Source organism: Wocania arenilitoris, assembly GCF_021728535.1.
Classification (GTDB): Bacteria; Bacteroidota; Bacteroidia; order Flavobacteriales; family Flavobacteriaceae; genus Wocania_A; species Wocania_A arenilitoris.
Map to the genome: position 1 here is coordinate 17926 of NZ_JAKKDU010000021.1, position 20709 is coordinate 38634.

General features: G+C 31.9%; 17 protein-coding genes. 14 read left to right on the forward strand and 3 right to left on the reverse strand.

What is annotated here, in order from left to right; translation table 11 throughout:
* The first annotated feature begins 3 nt into the window (after positions 1-3).
* The 6 genes from L3X37_RS14430 (at position 4) to L3X37_RS14455 (ending at position 6851) form a co-directional block, all read left to right on the forward strand.
* Complete coding sequence (locus L3X37_RS14430) at positions 4-1944, forward strand: transglutaminase-like domain-containing protein (RefSeq protein ID WP_237240871.1); 1941 nt, start codon at positions 4-6, stop codon at positions 1942-1944.
* A complete protein-coding gene (locus tag L3X37_RS14435) occupies positions 1944-2270 on the forward strand; it encodes a nucleotide pyrophosphohydrolase (RefSeq protein WP_102756778.1) in 327 nt (108 codons plus the stop codon). The genes L3X37_RS14430 and L3X37_RS14435 overlap by 1 nt, the downstream gene beginning before the upstream one ends.
* 54 nt (positions 2271-2324) lie before the next feature.
* Positions 2325-3548: a 3-phosphoshikimate 1-carboxyvinyltransferase gene (locus L3X37_RS14440; protein WP_237240872.1), complete on the forward strand. Its 1224-nt coding sequence runs from the start codon at positions 2325-2327 to the stop codon at positions 3546-3548.
* Positions 3549-3625: 77 nt separating this feature from the next.
* Positions 3626-4675, forward strand: a complete 1050-nt coding sequence (queA, locus tag L3X37_RS14445) for a tRNA preQ1(34) S-adenosylmethionine ribosyltransferase-isomerase QueA (RefSeq protein ID WP_237240873.1) — start codon at positions 3626-3628, stop codon at positions 4673-4675.
* Between the two features lie 77 nt (positions 4676-4752).
* Complete coding sequence (rlmN, locus tag L3X37_RS14450) at positions 4753-5793, forward strand: dual-specificity RNA methyltransferase RlmN (RefSeq protein WP_237240874.1); 1041 nt, start codon at positions 4753-4755, stop codon at positions 5791-5793.
* Between the two features lie 80 nt (positions 5794-5873).
* The gene (locus tag L3X37_RS14455) at positions 5874-6851 is read left to right on the forward strand and encodes a polyprenyl synthetase family protein (RefSeq protein WP_237240875.1); all 978 of its coding nucleotides are present in this window, start codon (positions 5874-5876) and stop codon (positions 6849-6851) included.
* Between the two features lie 271 nt (positions 6852-7122).
* On the opposite strand, the gene L3X37_RS14460 is transcribed toward L3X37_RS14455, so the two are convergent.
* Positions 7123-7575: a DUF1569 domain-containing protein gene (locus tag L3X37_RS14460; RefSeq protein WP_237240876.1), complete on the reverse strand. Its 453-nt coding sequence runs from the start codon at positions 7573-7575 to the stop codon at positions 7123-7125.
* A gap of 49 nt (positions 7576-7624) precedes the next feature.
* On the opposite strand from L3X37_RS14460, the gene radC reads away from it, so the two are divergent.
* From radC to L3X37_RS14490, 6 genes are read left to right on the forward strand one after another with little or no spacing between them, the layout of a single operon-like run.
* Positions 7625-8323 carry a RadC family protein gene (gene radC / locus L3X37_RS14465; protein WP_237240877.1) on the forward strand — a complete coding sequence of 233 codons (699 nt, stop codon included), beginning with the start codon at positions 7625-7627 and terminating at the stop codon, positions 8321-8323.
* Positions 8324-9625: a polysaccharide deacetylase family protein gene (locus L3X37_RS14470; RefSeq protein WP_237240878.1), complete on the forward strand. Its 1302-nt coding sequence runs from the start codon at positions 8324-8326 to the stop codon at positions 9623-9625. It begins immediately after the preceding gene.
* The gene (locus L3X37_RS14475; protein WP_237240879.1) at positions 9615-10304 is read left to right on the forward strand and encodes a YjjG family noncanonical pyrimidine nucleotidase; all 690 of its coding nucleotides are present in this window, start codon (positions 9615-9617) and stop codon (positions 10302-10304) included. The genes L3X37_RS14470 and L3X37_RS14475 overlap by 11 nt, the downstream gene beginning before the upstream one ends.
* A 39-nt stretch (positions 10305-10343) precedes the next feature.
* Positions 10344-10910 (forward strand): hypothetical protein, encoded by a 567-nt coding sequence (locus tag L3X37_RS14480; RefSeq protein WP_237240880.1) that lies wholly within the window; start codon positions 10344-10346, stop codon positions 10908-10910.
* The gene (locus tag L3X37_RS14485) at positions 10907-12313 is read left to right on the forward strand and encodes a DUF5723 family protein (RefSeq protein ID WP_237240881.1); all 1407 of its coding nucleotides are present in this window, start codon (positions 10907-10909) and stop codon (positions 12311-12313) included. Before L3X37_RS14480 ends, L3X37_RS14485 begins: the two co-directional genes overlap by 4 nt.
* Positions 12303-13169 (forward strand): hypothetical protein, encoded by an 867-nt coding sequence (locus tag L3X37_RS14490; protein ID WP_237240882.1) that lies wholly within the window; start codon positions 12303-12305, stop codon positions 13167-13169. The genes L3X37_RS14485 and L3X37_RS14490 overlap by 11 nt, the downstream gene beginning before the upstream one ends.
* Positions 13170-13196: 27 nt before the next feature.
* Here L3X37_RS14490 and L3X37_RS14495 read toward each other — a convergent pair whose 3' ends face one another.
* Positions 13197-14474: a replication-associated recombination protein A gene (locus L3X37_RS14495; protein ID WP_237240883.1), complete on the reverse strand. Its 1278-nt coding sequence runs from the start codon at positions 14472-14474 to the stop codon at positions 13197-13199.
* Between the two features lie 209 nt (positions 14475-14683).
* Between L3X37_RS14495 and L3X37_RS14500 the strand changes: the two genes are divergently transcribed.
* Positions 14684-15430 carry a rhomboid family intramembrane serine protease gene (locus L3X37_RS14500; RefSeq protein WP_237240884.1) on the forward strand — a complete coding sequence of 249 codons (747 nt, stop codon included), beginning with the start codon at positions 14684-14686 and terminating at the stop codon, positions 15428-15430.
* 128 nt (positions 15431-15558) lie between these two features.
* On the opposite strand, the gene rlmB is transcribed toward L3X37_RS14500, so the two are convergent.
* A complete protein-coding gene (gene rlmB, locus L3X37_RS14505; RefSeq protein WP_237240885.1) occupies positions 15559-16293 on the reverse strand; it encodes a 23S rRNA (guanosine(2251)-2'-O)-methyltransferase RlmB in 735 nt (244 codons plus the stop codon).
* 134 nt (positions 16294-16427) lie between these two features.
* On the opposite strand from rlmB, the gene L3X37_RS14510 reads away from it, so the two are divergent.
* Entirely contained in the window at positions 16428-20384 is a 3957-nt protein-coding gene (locus L3X37_RS14510) for an FG-GAP-like repeat-containing protein (RefSeq protein WP_237240886.1), read from the forward strand.
* Positions 20385-20709 lie beyond the last annotated feature (325 nt).

The window sequence follows — 20709 nt, forward strand, 5'->3', positions numbered from 1 at the left end:
GTTATGATTAAAAAAGTATATTTTTTTGTGTTTGTTATTTCTTTTCAATTAAGCTTAGGTCAAGAGATTGAGTTTGGTAAAGTAACAAAAGAAGAGCTGTTAGAAGATGTTTATGCGCCAGATAAATCGGCCAATGCAGCTATCTTGTTTCAACAACAAAAAACTTACTTCAATTCAACATACGGTGCAAACGAGTTAATAACTGAGATTCATAAAAGAATCAAAATTTATAATGGTGATGGTTTTGATTATGCAACTGAAGTAATAAACTTATTTAGAGCAGGAAGTAGTGCAGAAGTTGCAAGAAAAATTAAGGCTTATACTTTTAATATTGAAAACGGCAAGGTAAAGAAAACCGAGTTAGAAAAAGATCAAATTTTTAAATCAAAATTAAGTTATAACTACAATCAAGTTAAACTTACAATGCCAAATGTAAAGGAAGGTTCTGTTATAGATATTAAATATCAAAAAAGGTCACCTTTTATCTGGAGTATTGATGAATTTGTATTTCAGTACGATATACCCATAAAAAAGCTAGAAGCAGAAATTAGAACCCCTAAAGGATTTAGGTTTAACACAACAAATAAAGGTCATATAACTTTTTTTCCTAAACGAAGTACAAAAACTGATAATCGTTTAGGTATGCAAGTAGTTATAAACAAGTATTTTTTAAACAATGTTCCAGCGCTTAAAGAGGAAAGTTATGTAGACAATATTAATAACTACAGAGCTGGGGTTATGTTTGAACTGGTTTCAGTTGAATTTCCGGGATATTTTAAAAGCTATTCTCAAACATGGAAAGATGTGGCAAAAACTATTGGTAGTTCAGATGATTATAAAAACCAACTAGATAAAACTAATTCTTTTGATGATGAATTAGATGATCTTATTTCAGGAAAGACTGATCAAGTAGAAAAGATGAAAGTTATTTTTAAATACATTAAGGATAATTTAAAATGGAATGGTATAGATGGAAAATATTTTTTCAATGGTATTCGTAAAACCTTAAAAGAAAAAAAGGGTAATGTAGCCGATATAAATTTAACACTAGTAGCTATGTTAAGATATGCTGGAATTGATTCAAACCCGGTTATATTAAGTACAAAAGACAACGTAATACCTTTCTTTCCAACCGTTGATAGATTAAATTATGTTATCGCCTATGCAGTTATAAATGAAAAGAAATATTTTTTAGATGCAACTGAAGAATTTAGCGATATTAACTTGCTGCCAGTTAAAGACTATAATTGGAAAGGGATTTATATTGATAACAATAAACTAATATGGAAACAAATTGATATAAGTAGCCCTGAGCAGGCTGTTGCTCAATATTCCATTAATGCTAATTTAAATGAAGACGGGGAAATCAATGGAAAGCTTAGTGCAAGATATACAAAACATAATGCACTTGAATTTAGAAAAGAATATAAAGACCAAGATGAAGAAAGTTTTATTGCTAGTAAAGAAAAATCATTAGATAATATTGAAATATCAAATTATACAGTAAAAAACACTGATAGTTATGAAGGTTTTGTTGCAGAATCTTTTGAATATTATCAAGAAAATGGAGCTGATTTTGTTGATGGTAAAATTTATATTCAACCATTATCTTTTCTTAGTTTAGAAGAAAATCCTTTTAAGCTAGAAGAAAGAAAATTCCCTGTAGATTTTGGGTACCCTTTTGCAAAAAAATATATGGTTAGTATTGCATTTCCTGAAGGTTATACTGTTGAATCAACACCCGAACCTGTTAGATTGAAAATACCAAACGATTTAGGAGAACTCAAATATATTCCAAGAGTAACTGAAAAGAATATTCAATTAATTTTTACTTTTGATATAAAAAAACCTAGAATAATGACAGATAACTATTTGTTTTTAAAGCAGTTTTTTAATCAAATGATAATAAAGTGTAAAGAACAAATCGTATTAACCAAAGCATAATGGATATAAAAAATGCACAAAAAATAGTTGACGATTGGATAAATGAACATGGTGTACGCTATTTTAATGAGCTAACTAATATGGCACAATTAACAGAGGAAGTTGGTGAGGTGGCCCGTATTATAGCACGTCGTTATGGTGAACAAAGCGAAAAAGAAAGTGATAAAAACAAAGATTTAGGAGAAGAACTTGCCGATGTGCTGTTTGTGGTTTTATGTCTAGCAAACCAAACGGGAGTAGATTTGCAAAAAGCGTTTGATAAAAGAATGGATAAAAAAGCAAAACGAGACCACGATAGGCATCATAATAACGAGAAATTAAAATAATTTATAATTATCTTTGACGCTTCTAATTTTAGAAGCGTTTTTTAATAGGTAATAATGAATTTCACACTACATAAGTCGGTAATAAAAAAACAATCAATAATAGAAATAACAGGTTCTAAAAGCGAATCGAACAGATTATTACTACTACAAGCATTATTTCCTGAGTTTCAATTACAAAATGTTTCAAATTCAGATGATAGTAATTTAATGACTAAAGCACTTGCATCAAAAGAACAAGTTGTCGATATACACCATGCAGGAACCGCTATGCGATTTTTAACCGCTTTTTTTGCTGTTGAAGAAGGGCGAGAAGTTGTACTTACGGGATCTAAAAGAATGAAAGAACGCCCTATTAAAATTTTGGTAAAAGCTTTACAAGAATTAGGAGCAGATATTAGTTATAATGAAAATGAAGGTTTTCCACCGATAAAAATAAAAGGAAAAAAGTTAACTAAAAATAAAGTGTCGTTACAGGCTAATGTAAGCAGTCAGTACATATCAGCACTATTACTTATAGCTTCAAAACTAGAAAATGGTTTAGAATTATCACTTAAAGGTGAAATCACTTCTATTCCTTACATAAAAATGACATTAAGCTTGTTAGAAGAGATTGGTGTTAAATCAACTTTTATAAACAACACAATTACTGTAAAACCCAATACAGAAAACCCAAAACCTAAAACCTTAATCGTAGAATCAGATTGGTCATCAGCATCCTATTACTTTAGTATTGCTGCTTTAAGTGAAATTGGAACCGAAATCACTTTGTCATCATACAAAAAAAATTCGTTGCAAGGAGATTCTGTATTAGTTGATATTTACAAAGCATTTGGCGTTGAAACGGTTTTTACCAACAATTCAATTAACTTAAAAAAGAAAACCCAAAACCTAGAACCCAAAACTTTTAATTTAGTAAATGCACCAGATATTGCACAAACTATAGCTGCAACTTGTTTTGGTTTAGGGATAGCATGCCATTTAAAAGGACTACACACTTTAAAAATAAAAGAAACAGATAGATTAGTTGCGTTAAAAACCGAAATTGAAAAGTTAGGTGGAAAAGTAGATGTTACAAACGATACACTTTACTTACATCCATCAAATTCAATTAAAGAAATGGTTACAATCGCAACGTACCATGATCACAGAATGGCTATGGCTTTTGCGCCTTTAGCATTAAAAACATCAATTATTGTAGAAGATGCTACGGTGGTTTCAAAGTCGTATCCAACATTTTGGAATGATTTAAAATCCATAGGGATCAAAATAACACAATAATAATTAGTTATTTACTTGACAACCCCTATTTGCAGATTGTATATTTGCAACTTTCTTAAAATAAATAAACATTACATATGAAATTATCACACTTTGGTTTTAATTTACCAGAAGAATTATTAGCAGAATATCCAGCAGAGAACAGAGACGAATCGCGTTTAATGGTTTTAAACAGAAAAGAGCAAACCATAGAGCACAAAATGTTTAAGGATCTTATAGAATATTTTGATGAAGACGATGTAATGATTCTTAATAACACCAAAGTTTTCCCAGCTAGATTATATGGCAACAAAGAAAAAACAGGTGCTAGAATTGAAGTATTTTTATTAAGAGAGTTAAACGAAGAGCAACGCCTTTGGGATGTTTTAGTAGATCCTGCAAGAAAAATAAGAATTGGTAATAAATTATATTTTGGAGAAGATGAAACCTTAGTAGCAGAGGTTATTGATAATACTACATCTAGAGGACGTACCTTACGTTTTTTATATGACGGATCTTATACCGAATTCCGTAGAAAATTAACCGAGCTTGGAGAAACACCGCTGCCAAAGTACATAAAACGTGATGTTGAACCAGAAGATGAAGATCGCTATCAAACTATTTTTGCTAAAAATGAAGGCGCAGTAGCAGCACCAACAGCAGGATTACACTTTTCAAAGCATTTGTTAAAACGCTTAGAAATTAAAGGTATTAATTTTGCCGAAGTAACACTGCATGTAGGTTTAGGTACATTTAATCCAGTTGAGGTAGAAGATCTTTCTAAGCATAAAATGGATAGCGAAGAACTAAGAATAGACGAAAAAGCAGTAAACACTGTAAACACTGCTTTAGATAATAAAAAGCGTGTTTGTGCAGTAGGTACAACGGCAATGAGAGCTATAGAAAGTGCAGTATCATCAAACGGGAAACTAAATGAATTTGAAGGTTGGACCAATAAGTTTATTTTTCCTCCTTACGATTTTAGTATTGCAAATTGTATGATTACAAACTTTCATACACCAAAATCTACATTATTAATGATGGCGTCTGCATTTGCAGGACACGACTTTATTAAAAAAGCTTATGATGAAGCTGTAAAAGAAAAATACAAGTTTTATAGCTATGGCGATGCTATGTTAATCATATAATTCACAAACTAAAAAAGCCTCTTAAGAAAGAGGCTTTTTTACTTATGCTGAATCCCTTTTATTATTTTTGCAATTCCATGGAAATCAAGAAAAAAGACATACGTGCATTAACCAAAGAGCAGTTAAGAGATTTCTTTGTAAAACAAGGCGATAAAGCCTTTAGAGGCAATCAAGTTTACGAGTGGTTATGGCAAAAATCGGCGCATAATTTTGAGGATATGACCAATGTTTCAAAAGAAACACGCCAAATGCTCGAAGACAACTTTGTTATAAATCATATCAAGGTTGATACTATGCAACGCAGTAATGATGGCACTGTAAAGAATGCTGTTCGTTTACACGATGGATTAATTGTAGAGTCTGTTTTAATACCAACAACAACCCGAACAACAGCTTGTGTGTCTAGTCAAGTAGGTTGCAGTTTAGATTGTAAATTTTGCGCCACAGCTAGATTGAAACGCATGCGTAATTTAAATCCAGACGAAATTTACGATCAAGTAGTTGCTATAGATAACGAAAGTAAATTATACTACAATCGCCCGTTAAGCAATATTGTATTTATGGGCATGGGCGAACCACTTATGAATTACAATAACGTAATTAAAGCTATTGATAAAATTACATCGCCAGAAGGTTTAGGTATGTCGCCAAAGCGTATAACACTTTCAACCTCAGGAGTGCCAAAAATGATTAAAAAAATGGCTGATGATGCCGTTAAATTCAATTTAGCAGTGTCGTTACATTCTGCTATTGATGAAGTTAGAACAACCATTATGCCTTTTAATGAAACCTTTCCTTTAAAAGATTTAAAAGAATCTTTAGAATATTGGTATGCTAAAACAAAACGTAAAATTAGTTACGAATATGTTGTTTGGAAAGGTATAAACGATACTCAAAAAGATATTGATGCCTTTGTAAAGTTTTGCAAATACGTACCATGTAAAGTTAATATTATAGAGTATAATCCAATTGATGATGGCGATTTTCAACAAGCAACAAACCAAGCCTTAGAAGATTATATAAACACACTTGAAAAAAACAGAATTGTAGTCAACGTTCGCCGTAGTAGAGGTAAAGATATTGATGCCGCTTGCGGGCAACTAGCCAATAAAAGTTAAACCCTGTTATTCCTAGGAAGGTGGGAATCTTATTAATAATTCTCTCATATTTCATTTGAAATAGTATCTTTGAATCTTCAATGAAAATAGTAGAACAAATAAAGCAACCTATTGCCTACGAAATGGATCTTTTCGAGCAGAAGTTCCAGCTTTCTATGTCTAGTAAAGTCGCTCTGCTTAATCGCATTACCCATTATATAGTTAATCGAAAAGGGAAGCAAATGCGCCCAATGTTTGTGTTTTTAGTCTCTAAAATGATATCAAATGGTGAGGTTAGCGAACGCACCTATAGAGGTGCTTCGGTAATTGAGTTGATTCATACCGCTACTTTGGTGCACGATGATGTGGTTGACGATAGTAACCGTCGTCGAGGTTTTTTCTCTATAAACGCCCTTTGGAAAAACAAAATTGCAGTTTTAATAGGCGACTATTTACTATCTAAAGGGTTGTTGCTATCGATTGATAATAACGATTTTGATTTGCTAAAAATTATTTCAATTGCTGTTCGAGAAATGAGTGAAGGCGAACTACTTCAAATTGAGAAAGCCAGAAAATTAGATATTACAGAAGCTATTTATTACGAGATAATTCGTCAAAAAACAGCAACACTTATTGCGGCGTGTTGCAGTTTGGGTGCAGCATCGGTAAAACCAGATTCGCAAGATGTTGAAACGATGCGAAAGTTTGGAGAGCTTATAGGTATGGCATTTCAAATAAAAGACGATTTGTTTGATTATGGCGAAACGCAAATAGGCAAGCCAACAGGTATTGATATTAAGGAACAAAAAATGACTTTGCCATTAATTCATGTGCTAAATAAAGCTGATAAGAAAGATAAACGTTGGTTAATAAACGCTATAAAAAATCATAATAAAAACGCTAAACGCGTTAAAGAAGTGATTGCTTTTGTAAAAGAAAATAAGGGTTTAGATTATGCTATTAACAAAATGAAAGCGTTTCAAAACGAAGCCTTACAATTGTTAGAAATATACCCAGATTCAGAATATAAAAATTCACTAAAACTTATGGTGAATTATGTCATTGAAAGAAAGAAGTAATTACTAAACTAGTTTTCTACAGATTAATAATTTTTAGAGTTTTCTTCAATAGTTTTTTTAAGGCGAGTAAGATTAGTTATTTCTTGATTTTTAATAAAACTTCCCGTAAAAGCTATAGTAAGGTATATTTATTAGATTTCAGACAGCACGCATTCAAAGTAAAACAGAAAGAACAACTAGCTTTTCAAGAATTAAGTGATAGTTTTTAATTACTTCAATTAAATGATTAATAGTAGAATATCCATAATGTTTTGTAAGATGCTTCTAAACGCTAAACTCCAAATTGAGTTAAATGATGGTCTAAATGTTTGTATTGCATTTTACCCCATTGCTTAGTTGTGAAATCTCCAAAAAGCGGATGTGTTGGCCAGCATTTCTTTTCTTTTAATTGCGAAAACTCATTAATAACATGTATTAATTTTTCTTTTTGACTTGTAAAATCTTGAGCATCTGTAATTCTAAATTCTCGTACGGTACTTAAATTTTTTTGCCAAGGCTTGTTATTATACATAGTAGATTTAAAAAGTTTAAATAAAAGTTTTTTTGCAAAACCAATTTTGGTGTTTAATTGTAAAGTGCCATTGGCAACTTCCAATGGTTTTTGGCAATGTGTTAGCATTTGCGCTACATCCATTTTCCCCCAATTAGGTTGAGAAATTTCATTTAAGTTTTGTATTCTATTTAAAATGCTTTGTTGATTTTCAGTTTCAAATAAAGACTTCATATTTTGTATTTTAATTGCACCTGAAATTTACAATATTTATCTTTAACCAATGCAAGATAAACCATCATCGTTTTCAATAAAAAATTGGGCGCAAGACGATCAACCTCGAGAAAAATTACTTTATAAAGGTAAGAGGGTTTTAAGTGATGCCGAGTTAGTAGCTATTTTAATTGGCTCGGGTAATAGAGAAGAAAGCGCCGTAGCATTATGTAAACGTATTCTAGCAGCTGTAGATAATAATTTAAGCAAATTAGGAAAGCTGTCTGTTGAAGAATTAATGGCATTTAAGGGCATTGGTGAGGCAAAAGCAATAACCATTACTGCGGCATTGGAGTTAGGTAGAAGGCGAAGAGGCGAAGAGGCTTTAAAAAAAAATAAAATTACTTCAAGTGCATCAGTTTTTGAGCTGATGCAACCCATAATTGGCGAGTTAAAACACGAAGAGTTTTGGATTATTTATTTAAATAATTCAAATAAGATCATTCAAAAAAGTCAATTAAGTAAAGGTGGTATTACAGGAACTTTAGTTGATGTACGGTTGGTATTAAAAAACGCATTGCAGGTTGGTGCTACTGGTTTAATTTTAGCACACAATCATCCATCTGGTACTTTAAAACCTAGTGAGGCAGATAAACAAATAACAAATAAATTAAAAACAGCAGCACAAATTTTAGATATAAAAGTGTTAGATCACTTAATTATAACAGAAAAAGCATACTTTAGTTTTGCTGATGAAACTTTATTGTAAATGCTATTAGTTTATACCCATAAAATAACCCCTAGATTAAAATATGCTTTTAAACATATTTGTACCAGAATACTAGGTGTAAAAGTTTCGTTTACTACAAAAATAGAAGAGTTTATTGCTCACGATAGTTTAAAAATGTCTTATACAAGACAACAATTGGGTAATGAATTTTTTATTAAAAGCCATGATATTTTATTTGAACAAGGCCTTTCAGATGTTGATATTCATGTGCATAATTGGGGCGATACTAAAGGCTTTTTTTTTAATGGTGATAAAAGTGCCATTCCATTTGATATTTTTGCAGCATCCTTTTATTTATTATCACGTTACGAAGAGTATTTGCCACAAGTAAGAGACGAATACGGGCGCTTTATGGCAACTGAAAGCATTGCTTTTAAGTATGATTTTTTACATCAACCGGTGGTTGATATTTGGGCTTTAAAATTTAAAGAAACCTTACAAAACAATTTTCCCGATTTTAGTTTTCCTAAAAAGAAGTATAGTATAAAACCTATAATTGATGTGCCAAGTCCATATAACTATAAACTAAAGGGTATTATTAGAACTTTTGGGGGCGCATTAAAAGATGTAATACGATTTAAGTTTAAAAGTTTGTATGATAGATTTATGGTACTTTTTGGTTTAAAGCATGACCCTTTTGACACGTTTAAGTATATTATAAATAAACAAAAGCAAAGTAAGTTTAAATTTATATTTTTCTTTTTAATTGGTTCGTACTCTACTTACGATAAGGGTGTTAATGCTAATAAAAAGAAATTTATATCGCTTATAAAACAAGTAGCAGATTATTGCAACGTTGGATTAAAAATATCATTTTTCGCAATTGATAATGTTGCTGTTTTAAAGAAAGAGAAGCTACAGATGGAAGGCATAATAAATACCAATTTAAAAGCCTCAAGACAATCGTATTCTAAGCTTAACTTACCAGAATCTTACAGAAACCTTATTGAACTTGAAATTGAACAAGATTACACAATGGGTTATGTAAACCACATAGGTTTTAGAGCAGGATCTTGTACACCATTTTTGTTTTACGATTTAGATTACGAAATACAAACACCTTTAAAAGTATATCCCTATCATCTTATGGATTACGCATTATTAAAAAACAAATCGCTATTAGACAAAAAGAAAGATTTAAATCGCATTATAAATCAGGTAAAACAAGTAAACGGAGAGTTTGTGCCTATATTCCATAACTACACATTTAGTGAAGAGCAACGGTGGCGAGGTTTTAAAGAGTTGTTTAATATGATATTAGATTCGGTAAATGAAGATTAAAGGAGTTACAGATATTTTTTTTGATTTAGATCATACACTCTGGGATTTTGATAAAAACTCTGCATTAACATTCGATAAAATTTTTAAACTTAATAATATTGACGCGAATTTGAGTGAATTTTTATCGTGCTACCAACCCATAAACTTAAAGTATTGGAAACTTTACAGAGAAGAGAAAATAGATAAAGCTTCGTTGCGATTTGGGCGATTAAATGATGCTTTTACTGCAATAAATTTTAATATTGAAAAAGAACTTATTAATCAACTTTCAGAAGATTACATTACATATTTAAGTAGCTTTAATCATTTATTTGAAAACACTTTCGAAATTTTAAAGTACTTAAATACCAACTACAATCTTCATATTATAACGAATGGTTTTAGTGAAGTTCAACATAAAAAACTAACAAAAGCAAATATTAATCATTATTTTAAAACCGTAACAAATTCTGAAACAGTAGGCGTTAAAAAACCAAATCCTAAAATTTTTAAATATGCATTGAAAGTTGCTAATGTAAAAGTAGACCAATCTGTAATGATTGGAGATAGCTATGAAGCAGATATACTTGGAGCATTAAATGTTGGTATGGACGCTATTTATTTTGGTAGTTATAGCAATGTGTTAGCAGGTAAGCTTAAACAAGTAAATAATTTAATTCATTTAAAAAAGTACCTATAACTATAATATCTTTTAGGTTGTAACCGTTTTACTTAAACTATGATAAAGAAATTTTTAAAGCACCTATTAGTTGCTGTTATTTTTTTTGTTTTTACAAATTCCTGTACAAAAGAGGTCGATTTTAATCAAGCAAAAGATTTAGTACTAGAACCCATTGTTGCTTCAGATTTAATTTTTTTTAAAGCACCAGCTATTAAATTTAATGTTAATGGTGTCGAGTTAAGCACTGTTCGAGATTCAGTAATTATTGATTTGTTTAATCGAGATTTTGTTGTAGAGAATTTAGTAAAAGCAGAATTCGTGTTCGAAACTAAAAACTCAATCAACAGAGCTTTTAATGTTCAGGTCGATTTTTTAGATAGTTTTGATGCGCTAAGACACTCCTTTTCGATTTCTACATTAGCCTCTCCAACAAATAATGATATTACTGTAATGCATACCGAAGTATTTGAAAACGCATCGCTTGATGATTTGAAATCTTCTAATAAAGTAGTGCTCACAGTACAAGCATTGTCTAGTGGGGCGCTATTAAACGATAACACACAGGGTAGAATTCAACTAAAATCTAAAGGTATATTTTATTTAAAAATTGAAGTATCTGAATGAGGAAAACAAGTTTGTTATTTAGTTTAATAACCTGCTTGTCTTTTTCACAAAACAAGCAAATACTTTATGGATTTTCTGAGATCCCTCAGTCTCTTTTGCAAAACCCTGGAGGCTTAGTTAAAAACGATTGGTATTTTGGTTTGCCATTATTATCACATATTCATGCAAGTGGGGGCTCATCTGGAATTTCTATCTACGACCTTTTTGCAAAAGACGAACAAGATTTTAATATAAAGCTTCAAAAAGCGGTAAATAAATTAAAACCAAACGATTTTTTTACCTTAAACCAGCAATTAGAAATTTTTTCTGGAGGTTTTGCTATTGGACCTAGCTATAATAAAAATAAATATTTAAGTTTTGGTTTATATCAAGAAACAGATTTTATAGCTTACTTTCCTAAAGATGTTGCAATTTTAGCTTTAGAGGGTAATGCCAATAATATTAATAAACCATTTCAATTAAATCACATTAATTTTAGTGGTGAAGTACTTTCTGTTTTTCATCTCGGATATAATAAAAAAGTAAATAGGAATTTTACATATGGTGTTAGAGGAAAAATATATTCAAGTATTGTTAACGTTAATTCAACTAAAAACAGAGGTTCGTTTATAACTACAAATGGAGAAAATAATTTTTATAGTCATATTTTTAATTTAGATTTTGAATTAAGAACATCTGGATTAAATAGTATAACGGAAGATAATTCAGAATTTTCAGCAAAAGATGTAATTAAAAGAACTTTATTAGGAGGAAACTTAGGCTTAGGTTTCGATGTTGGTTTTACATATAATTTAACAAAGCAGTGGACTGTAGATGCTAGCTTATTAGATGTTGGATTTGTGAGACACAATAAGGATATAAAAAACTACGAAATAGATGATGTATATAACTTTGAAGGCATAAACCCGCTTTTTCCAGAAACCAGTAACGGGCAAACGGCTGAAGATTATTGGAATGAAGTAGGCGAAGCTTTTAAAGATTTATTTGAGGCTGATAGTACTACAACAAAATATACCACTTGGCGACCAATAAAACTTAACGCATCACTCAATTATGCTTTTGGTAAAAAAAAGTATAAAGATTGTAAGTGTTTAAAAGAAGATTCAGGTTACCAAAATGCTGTTGGTATGCAGCTTTATACAATAAACAGACCCAAACAACCACAAGTAGCATTAACAGCATATTATTACAGACGGTTGTTTAATGGACTAAGTGCTAAAGCCACTTATACTATAGATTCTTATTCGTTTAACAATGTAGGTTTAGGTGTTTCTGCATATTTGGGACCGCTTAATTTTTATGTTATGGCAGATAATTTTTTGCAATATAAAAACATTTATAACACACAAAGTGTATCTTTACAATTAGGTTTTAACTATATATTTAATAAAAATGAAAACTAGATTACTCGCTACCCTTATAACTTGTTTTATTATTACTAACGCACTTTCTCAAACCAATTTAAACGATTATAAGTATATAATTGTTCCTAAAAAATTTGATTTTTTAAAGAAAGAAGACCAGTACCGTTTAAATTCGTTAACCAAGTTTTTGTTTGAAAAGTATGGATTTACCACCTTGCTAGAAGGAGAAAATTATCCAGATGATTTTAAGCAAAATCGTTGTTTGGGGTTAAAGTCTAATGTTATAAAAGATTCGGGAATGTTTAAAACAAAGTTAACAGTTGCGTTAAAAGACTGTAACGACCAAGTAGTTTTTACATCCAAAGTAGGAGAAAGTAGAATAAAAGAATACGATAAATCTTATAATGAAGCCTTGCGAAATGCTTTTAAATCGTTTGAAAACATTAATTATAGCTATGTACCGAATAGTAAAAATGAAACTACTGTTGCAAAAATAGCCGATGAACCTAAAAAAGAAATAGCTCAAGAAATCCAGAAATTAAAAGAAGAAATTAAAACGCTTAAAAAAGAAAAAGAAAAGGCTGTTGAAGTTGTTAAAACACAAGCTAAAGAAGTAAAACCTGAAGCTAAAGTTGTTGTAGAAGAAAAAAAACCAATTAAAGAAATTGTTATAGAAGGTGTTTCTAATGTATTATACGCTCAAGAAATAGCAGATGGCTTTCAGTTGGTCGATAGCAGCCCAAAAGTGGTATACAGAATTAAAAACACCAACTTAAACCATGTGTTTTTAATTGAAAATAAAAGTGCTATTATTTACAAAAAAGGAGAAGATTGGGTTTTAGAGTTTTATAAAGGTAATACTTTAGTGCAGCAAACTTTAAATATTAAATTTTAGTATATACCAACAACCAATGACCAACACCTAATACCCATATTTATCTTTCCAGCGCTGTTTTAAAAACTCACGATGTGCATGTTCTCGAACGTTATTTCCAGGGTCGTAAAGCTTCGAGTTTTTTATCTCCTCGGGTAAAAATTCTTGATTAGCAAAGTTATTATCATAGTTATGTGCATACTTATAATTATCGCCATAACCGAGTTCTTTCATGAGTTTGGTTGGAGCATTTCTAATCTCTAAAGGCACACTTAAATCACCAGTCTCTTTTACCAATTGTTGCGCATTGCCAATAGCTTTATAAGCGGCATTACTTTTTGGCGAACAAGCTAAATAGGTAGCACACTGGCTTAAAATAATTCTAGATTCTGGGTAGCCAATGGTCGCTACCGCTTGAAAAGTATTGTTAGCAATTACTAAAGCCGTGGGGTTAGCATTACCAATATCTTCGCTTGCCGATATAAGCATACGGCGCGCAATAAACTTAACATCTTCGCCGCCTTCAACCATACGCGCCAACCAATACACCGCAGCATTAGGGTCACTACCGCGAATGGATTTTATAAATGCAGAAATAATATCGTAGTGCTGTTCGCCTGTTTTATCGTAGCGTACAGTATTATTCTGAATTTTTTGTAAAACAGCATCATCAGTAATTGTTACGCTATCAGATTCAAATGAATTTACAATAAGCTCAAAAATATTCAACAGTTTTCTAGCATCGCCGCCCGAGAGTTTTAAAAGCGCGTTGGTTTCTTTTAAATTAATGTTTTTTTTAGAAATTAATTCGTCATTATCAATGGCGCGTTTTAAAAGAGTTTCTAAATCCTTTTTATCAAAAGCATTTAAAATATAAACCTGACAACGCGATAAGAGTGCCGAAATAACTTCAAAACTAGGGTTTTCAGTCGTAGCACCAATAAGGGTAATCCAACCTTTTTCAACGGCTTGTAACAAGGAATCTTGCTGCGATTTACTAAAGCGGTGTATTTCATCAATAAACAAAATCGGATTTTTAGTAGTAAATAATCCGCCACTTTGCTTCGCTTTGTTAATCACGTCCCGAATATCTTTTACACCAGAGTTTATAGCACTAAGTGTGTAAAACGGTCTGCCAGATTCGGTTGCAATAATATTGGCAAGCGTAGTTTTTCCGGTTCCTGGTGGTCCCCAAAAAATCATCGACGGTATTAAGCCCTGTTTTATGTGCTGCGTTAAAGCACCATGCTTGCCAACCAAATGTGTTTGGCTCACATAATCCTCTAAAATTTTAGGTCTTAAACGTTCAGCTAAGGGCTCATTCATAACTGTAAAATTAAAACAATTCCTTTGCAAAAGGAATCTCTACACCAATAATTTTTTTGTTTTGGGCGTGCCCCCGAAAAAAATCGGGGTCGGGCTTTACGTTATAAGTCCTCGCTGCGCTGTGGGCTTTCCACTCCAATCCCTCACTCACTATCTGCCATTTTAGCACCTAATTAAAACATGGTTAACTATTTGCTATCTTTATTTCAATGAATAATAAGGAACATTTTAAATTCTCGACAGGCGTAATCGCATATCCCATATTTTTTGTGCTAATTATATGGTTGGTGTTTTGGTTCGAGGTACGTTTTGGTGTAAACTTTAATAAATATGGCGTTTACCCTCAAACATTAAAAGGATTAAGAGGTGTGGTTTTAAGTCCGTTTATTCATGGAGATATTCAGCATATATACCATAATACCGTTCCGTTATTTGTATTATCCACAGCGTTATTTTATTTCTATCGTCCTATAGCTTGGAAAGTCTTATTCTTTGGTATTCTCATTTCAGGGTTTTTAACTTGGTGTATTGGCAGACCATCGTATCATATTGGTGCTAGCGGACTTATTTATGTGCTAGTTAGTTTTACTTTCTTTAAAGGTGTTTTTGCAAAGCATTATAGATTAATAGCCTTATCGTTATTAGTAGTTTTTCTATACGGAAGCATGATTTGGTACGTTGTGCCAGTTGAAAAGGGTGTTTCGTGGGAAGGTCATTTATCAGGCTTAATTACAGGCTTGTTGTTTGCTTTATTCTTTAGAAAAGAAATTGCAAAACCTAAAAAATATGCTTGGGAACACGAAAATTACAATGAAGACGAGGATCCTTTTTTAAAACATTTTGATAAGGATGGTAATTTTATAGAAATCCTTGAACCTGAAGTAGAAGAGGAGTTACCTATTATAAATTATACTTATAAGGAAGAATCAAGAACAAAGAATCAAGACGGTAGATAAAAGAAGGTCGCAAAACATTTAAAATTTTTCAGAATACAATAAGTTCTATTTCATAAAAATAGTGATGATGAAAAATAAAAATGGCATCAAAAGATGGACATCGTAATTCGTAAATCAAAAACCGTCAATTAACGACGTTGCCTTACAACTTCATATAAAAAAGCACCACAAGCGACAGACACATTTAAAGATTCAATATCGCCTAATAAAGGAAGTTTAGCTTTAGCATCAACTACTTTTAAAGTTGATGGGTTGATACCTCTACCTTCCGATCCCATAATAATGGCACAAGGCTCTGTAAAAGACACATCGTATAAAGTATCATTAGTTTTTTCGGTTGCAGCAATTACTTTAATACCTGAAGCTTGCATATAAAACACAGCGTCTTTTATATGGTCTACCTTACAAATGGGTATTTTAAAAACTGCTCCTGCACTTGTTTTTATGGTGTCTCCATTTACTGGAGCGCCGCCTTTTTTTTGAATGATGATACCATCAACACCTGTACATTCTGCCGTTCTAATAATAGCTCCAAAATTACGAACATCACTTAGTTGATCTAATAGCAGGAACAAAGGCGTTTTCCCAGACTCCATAACGTTCAAAACCAATGTCTCTAAGTTATGAAAAGCGATAGGGGATATTTGTGCAACTGCTCCTTGGTGGTTCTTTTTAGTTAAGCGATTGAGTTTTTCAACAGGAACATAAGATTTATTAATACTATTTCTGTTAATAAGCGATTCCAACTCTTTAAACAGCTCACCTTGTAACCCTTTTTGAAGAAATACTTTGTCTATTGTTTCGCCTGCATTTATGGCTTCTATAATGGCACGAATACCAAAAATTTGTGTTTGATCTTGCATGGGGTAAAGATATAAAAGTTACCATTATAAAATTTAAATTATCTAAAGCGATAATTAGTTCAATGGACATTTTCTATTTTTAACCCAAAAGAGGGTCTATTATTTTTTGTAAATTTATAGAAAAGTTAATCTACATGTTATTGAAAAAAAACACTAAATATTTTATTTTATTATTAGCAATTTTAGTAATCAATGTCGTAAATGGCCAGATTAATTTTATAGATAGGGCAGAAAGCTCAGGTTTGGGTATATCTTGTGGAACAACTTATCTAGGTAATGGAGTGTCCTTTTATGACTATAACAATGATGGCTATGATGATTTAACCTTTGCAACTGAAGATGGACAAAACATAAGGTTTTTTAAAAATACGGGTAGTAATGGTTTTATTGAAGAACATCTTAATATTTCTGAATTAAACTATCAAACTAAACAAGTTAATTGGGTAGATATAGATAACGACGGAGATAAAGATTTATATGTTACGAGTGATACGAATGGAAATAGATTATTTGTAAATGATGGCAATTTAAACTTTATTGACATTACGAATTTTTCAGGTTTACCCGAGCAAAATATATTCACTTATGGAGCATCTTGGGGGGATTATAACAATGATGGTTACTTAGATGTTTTTATTTGTAGTTTTGATTCTAATAAAGCAATTCCAAATTTTCTTTATAAAAATAATGGTGATAACACATTTACTAATGTAAGTGAATCTGCTGGTATAAGTTCTTTAGGGCATTTGTCTTTTTGTGCTGCTTTTTTTGATTATAATAACGATGGTTGGCAAGATATTTATATATCTAATGATAGGATTTTTAATCCTAATATTTTATACAAGAATAACGGCGATGGTACGTTTACTGATAAAAGTCAGGAATCTAAATCTGATATAAGGATAGACGCAATGTCCGTAACCATTGATGACTTTGATAACGACGGTTGGTTTGATATATATGTAACTAATTCTCCTGATGATGGCAATGTTTTTTTAAGAAATAATGGAAATGGCACTTTTACCGATATAGCTCCATCCACTGGAACCAAAGTTTTTGGTGTTTGTTGGGGAGCAGTTTTCCTGGATGCTGAAAATGATAAAGATTTAGACTTGTACGTTAGTAGTTCGTTAAACGGGACTTCAGTTTATAATTCCTCTGTTTTTTTTGAGAATTTAGGCGATAATAAATTTCAAAGTGATATAAATGTAGGGTTTTTTAATGACAATAAGCCCAGTCATTCAAATGCAATTGGAGATGTAAATAATGATGGTTTATACGATATTATTGTGTCTAATACGGATGATGAGTTTATTAATCTTTGGATGAACGAATCTGTTACTAACAATAATTGGTTAAGGATAGAATTAGAAGGAACTGTAAGTAACCGAGATGGAATAGGATCGGTAATAGAGATTTCTGCAAACGGTACAAAACAATACCGTTATACGTTGTGTGGAGAAGGGTATTTATCTCAAAACTCGTCATACGAAATATTTGGGGTTGGGAGTAATACTTTAGTAGATTATGTTAAAGTAAAATGGTTAAGTGGTATTGAAGACTATTATTATAACGTTGATGTTAACCAATCACTAACTTTAAAAGAAGGTACTGGCAGTAAGGCTACCCCTGTATATGGATGCGTGAATCCTAATTCGTGTAATTTTAATCCTGATGCGACTGTTGATGATGGTTCATGCGTTTTTGCGGAGTCAGGAAATATTTTAGGTAATTCTAGTTCTAATCCACTGAGAACAGAGAAATATACTCATAGTTTAACTGACAGAGAAGCATACTTTTGGACGGTTGTGAATGGAGAAATTCTTGATGGACAAGGGACAAATACAATTAGTGTTAAGTGGGATATAGCCTCTAAAGGTGTTGTTTCGGTTGTTAATAAGAATGATAATTGCATGTCTAACACTGTTTCTTTAGAAGTACCCTTATCTATAAATTTGCGTTTAGAAGATGCTAATTATTCTATAGCAAGATTATGGAATGAACTATTGCTGGAAGCTATAAGGACAGATTATGCAAGACCTACAGTTCATGCTCGAAACCTGTTTCATACAAGTGTCGCAATGTATGATTCGTGGGCCATTTATAATAAGAATAATGAAGCTTATTTAATTGGTAAGGATTTACATGGTTTTATTTGTGACTTTGATGGCTTTTCACATTCTGTAGATTATCAGGTTTCTGATGCAGTTAATAAAACTTTAAGTTTTGCTGTTTATAGGTTGTTAGAGCACAGGTTTAGAAAATCTCCAAACTGGGAAACTATTTCAAAACGCTTAGATGAGTTAATGGAGCTACTAGGTTATGATATTAATTATGATTCTATTGACTATTCAAATGGAGAACCTGCTGCTTTAGGCAATTTTATTGGAGCTAAAATAATTGAATATGGACTTCAAGATGGTTCGAATGAATTAAATGGGTATACCAACGAATATTATTTTCCTGTAAATGAGTCTTTAGCTCCAATTGTTAGTGGCAACGAAACCATTTCTAACCCTAATAGATGGCAACCACTTTCATTAGATGTGTATATTGATCAAAGTGGGAATATAGTGTCTCCTACTAATTCTGTTCCAGAATTTTTGAGTCCAGAATGGGGTAATACGCTTCCTTTTTCTTTGAAGGAGAACGATTTGAGTGTTTATTCTCGAAATTCAAACAGTTATAGAGTATACCATGACCCTGGAGCACCTCCTTTTATAGATGCAGAAGATGCTTCTTTATCTAATGTGTACAAGTGGGGGTTCTCTTTGGTTTCCATTTGGAGTTCTCATTTGTCTCCTATTGATGGTGTAATGTGGGATATATCTCCGAAATCTATAGGTAACATAGCATCAAGTTCTTTTCCTAATGATTTTTATGCTTATAAAGATTTTTATAAGCAGATTGAAGGAGGAGATATTGGTAATGGCCACAATTTAAACCCAATTACAAACCAAGCTTATATCGAGCAAATAGTGCCTAGAGGGGACTATACTAGGGTTTTGGCTGAATTCTGGGCTGATGGCCCCGACTCAGAAACCCCTCCAGGACATTGGTTTGTTTTGTTAAATTATATTAATGACCACCCATTAATTCAAAAGAAATTCGAAGGGAACGGTTCTGTTTTAAGTGATATTGAATGGGAAGTAAAGTCCTATTTTATATTGGGAGGAGCTATGCATGATGCAGCTATTGCTGCATGGGGTATTAAAGGGTGGTATGACTATATACGTCCTATTTCTGCTATTAGATACATGGCAGGTAAAGGTCAAAGCTCTGAAACAAATATGGATAATTTTGATATTGATGGTATGCCTTTAATGGATGGATTTGTTGAGGTAGTTGGTGAAGATGACTCTTTGGCTGGAGATAATGGTGAAAATGTAGGCAAGATTAAACTATATGCTTGGAGAGGTCATAGTTATATTCAAGATGCAGAAACAGATGAAGCCGGTGTTGGTTGGATTCTTGCTGAAAATTGGTGGCCGTACCAACGTCCATCATTTGTTACTCCTCCGTTTGCTGGCTATGTTTCTGGACACTCAACTTATTCGAGAGCTGCTGCCGAAATTCTTACTAGGTTAACAGGTTCTCCTTTTTTTCCGGGAGGACTTGGAGAGTTTCATGCTAACAAAAATGAGTTTTTAGTTTTTGAAGAAGGACCTAGTCAAGATATAATATTACAATGGGCTACATATAGAGATGCATCTGATCAGTGTAGTCTTTCAAGAATATGGGGGGGCATCCACCCACCTATGGATGATATACCTGGAAGAATAATAGGAGAGAAAATAGGAGTAGAAGCGTTTGATTTTGCAAAGAAGTATTTTAATAATAAAACTGAAGAGGAAGTTAAAATGATGGCATTTCCCAACCCAGTGAGTGAATCGGATAAACTATTTATTAACAATACAAATGAAGGAATGGAATTTGAACTATTTAATTTGCAAGGTAAGAGTGTAGCCATAGATTTTGAGTTTAATAAGACAAATTATCAAACTAAGATAGCGTTTGTTGGAAGTTTGACTACTGGAATTTATATACTAAAGACTGAAGGAAAGTTTTGGAAGATTATAGTGATGAATTAGTTTAAATTTGTTGACATATTTGGGCTTTAAAAGAATAATAATTTAAAGGGTATATAGGTGTTTTGAAATAATAGTCTATGAATTTTAATTAATTATGAAGAACACTAAATTCCAAGTCGGACTTAATTTTCAGGTTATTGGCGGTGCGGGTTTTAAAGGATATCAACAATATTTCGTTAGACTTGACCTTGCTTTTACTTTTTATACCAATTTAAATTCATAAAGTCGTATTGAAAGCATTTGTATAATGGTAATTACTCGTTATGGATTTAATAAGGTCATTACTCATATTGTTGACGCTATTGTGTAGCCATTTTTTTAAACT

What these genes read in the sequence shown, in the direction of transcription:
- L3X37_RS14430 (WP_237240871.1), top strand. Translation starts at nt 4, where the DNA reads ATGATTAAAAAAGTATATTTTTTTGTGTTTGTTATTTCTTTTCAATTA.
- L3X37_RS14435 (WP_102756778.1), top strand. Translation starts at nt 1,944, where the DNA reads ATGGATATAAAAAATGCACAAAAAATAGTTGACGATTGGATAAATGAA.
- L3X37_RS14440 (WP_237240872.1), top strand. Translation starts at nt 2,325, where the DNA reads ATGAATTTCACACTACATAAGTCGGTAATAAAAAAACAATCAATAATA.
- queA (WP_237240873.1), top strand. Translation starts at nt 3,626, where the DNA reads ATGAAATTATCACACTTTGGTTTTAATTTACCAGAAGAATTATTAGCA.
- rlmN (WP_237240874.1), top strand. Translation starts at nt 4,753, where the DNA reads ATGGAAATCAAGAAAAAAGACATACGTGCATTAACCAAAGAGCAGTTA.
- L3X37_RS14455 (WP_237240875.1), top strand. Translation starts at nt 5,874, where the DNA reads ATGAAAATAGTAGAACAAATAAAGCAACCTATTGCCTACGAAATGGAT.
- L3X37_RS14460 (WP_237240876.1), bottom strand. Translation starts at nt 7,575, where the DNA reads ATGAAGTCTTTATTTGAAACTGAAAATCAACAAAGCATTTTAAATAGA.
- radC (WP_237240877.1), top strand. Translation starts at nt 7,625, where the DNA reads ATGCAAGATAAACCATCATCGTTTTCAATAAAAAATTGGGCGCAAGAC.
- L3X37_RS14470 (WP_237240878.1), top strand. Translation starts at nt 8,324, where the DNA reads ATGCTATTAGTTTATACCCATAAAATAACCCCTAGATTAAAATATGCT.
- L3X37_RS14475 (WP_237240879.1), top strand. Translation starts at nt 9,615, where the DNA reads ATGAAGATTAAAGGAGTTACAGATATTTTTTTTGATTTAGATCATACA.
- L3X37_RS14480 (WP_237240880.1), top strand. Translation starts at nt 10,344, where the DNA reads ATGATAAAGAAATTTTTAAAGCACCTATTAGTTGCTGTTATTTTTTTT.
- L3X37_RS14485 (WP_237240881.1), top strand. Translation starts at nt 10,907, where the DNA reads ATGAGGAAAACAAGTTTGTTATTTAGTTTAATAACCTGCTTGTCTTTT.
- L3X37_RS14490 (WP_237240882.1), top strand. Translation starts at nt 12,303, where the DNA reads ATGAAAACTAGATTACTCGCTACCCTTATAACTTGTTTTATTATTACT.
- L3X37_RS14495 (WP_237240883.1), bottom strand. Translation starts at nt 14,474, where the DNA reads ATGAATGAGCCCTTAGCTGAACGTTTAAGACCTAAAATTTTAGAGGAT.
- L3X37_RS14500 (WP_237240884.1), top strand. Translation starts at nt 14,684, where the DNA reads ATGAATAATAAGGAACATTTTAAATTCTCGACAGGCGTAATCGCATAT.
- rlmB (WP_237240885.1), bottom strand. Translation starts at nt 16,293, where the DNA reads ATGCAAGATCAAACACAAATTTTTGGTATTCGTGCCATTATAGAAGCC.
- L3X37_RS14510 (WP_237240886.1), top strand. Translation starts at nt 16,428, where the DNA reads ATGTTATTGAAAAAAAACACTAAATATTTTATTTTATTATTAGCAATT.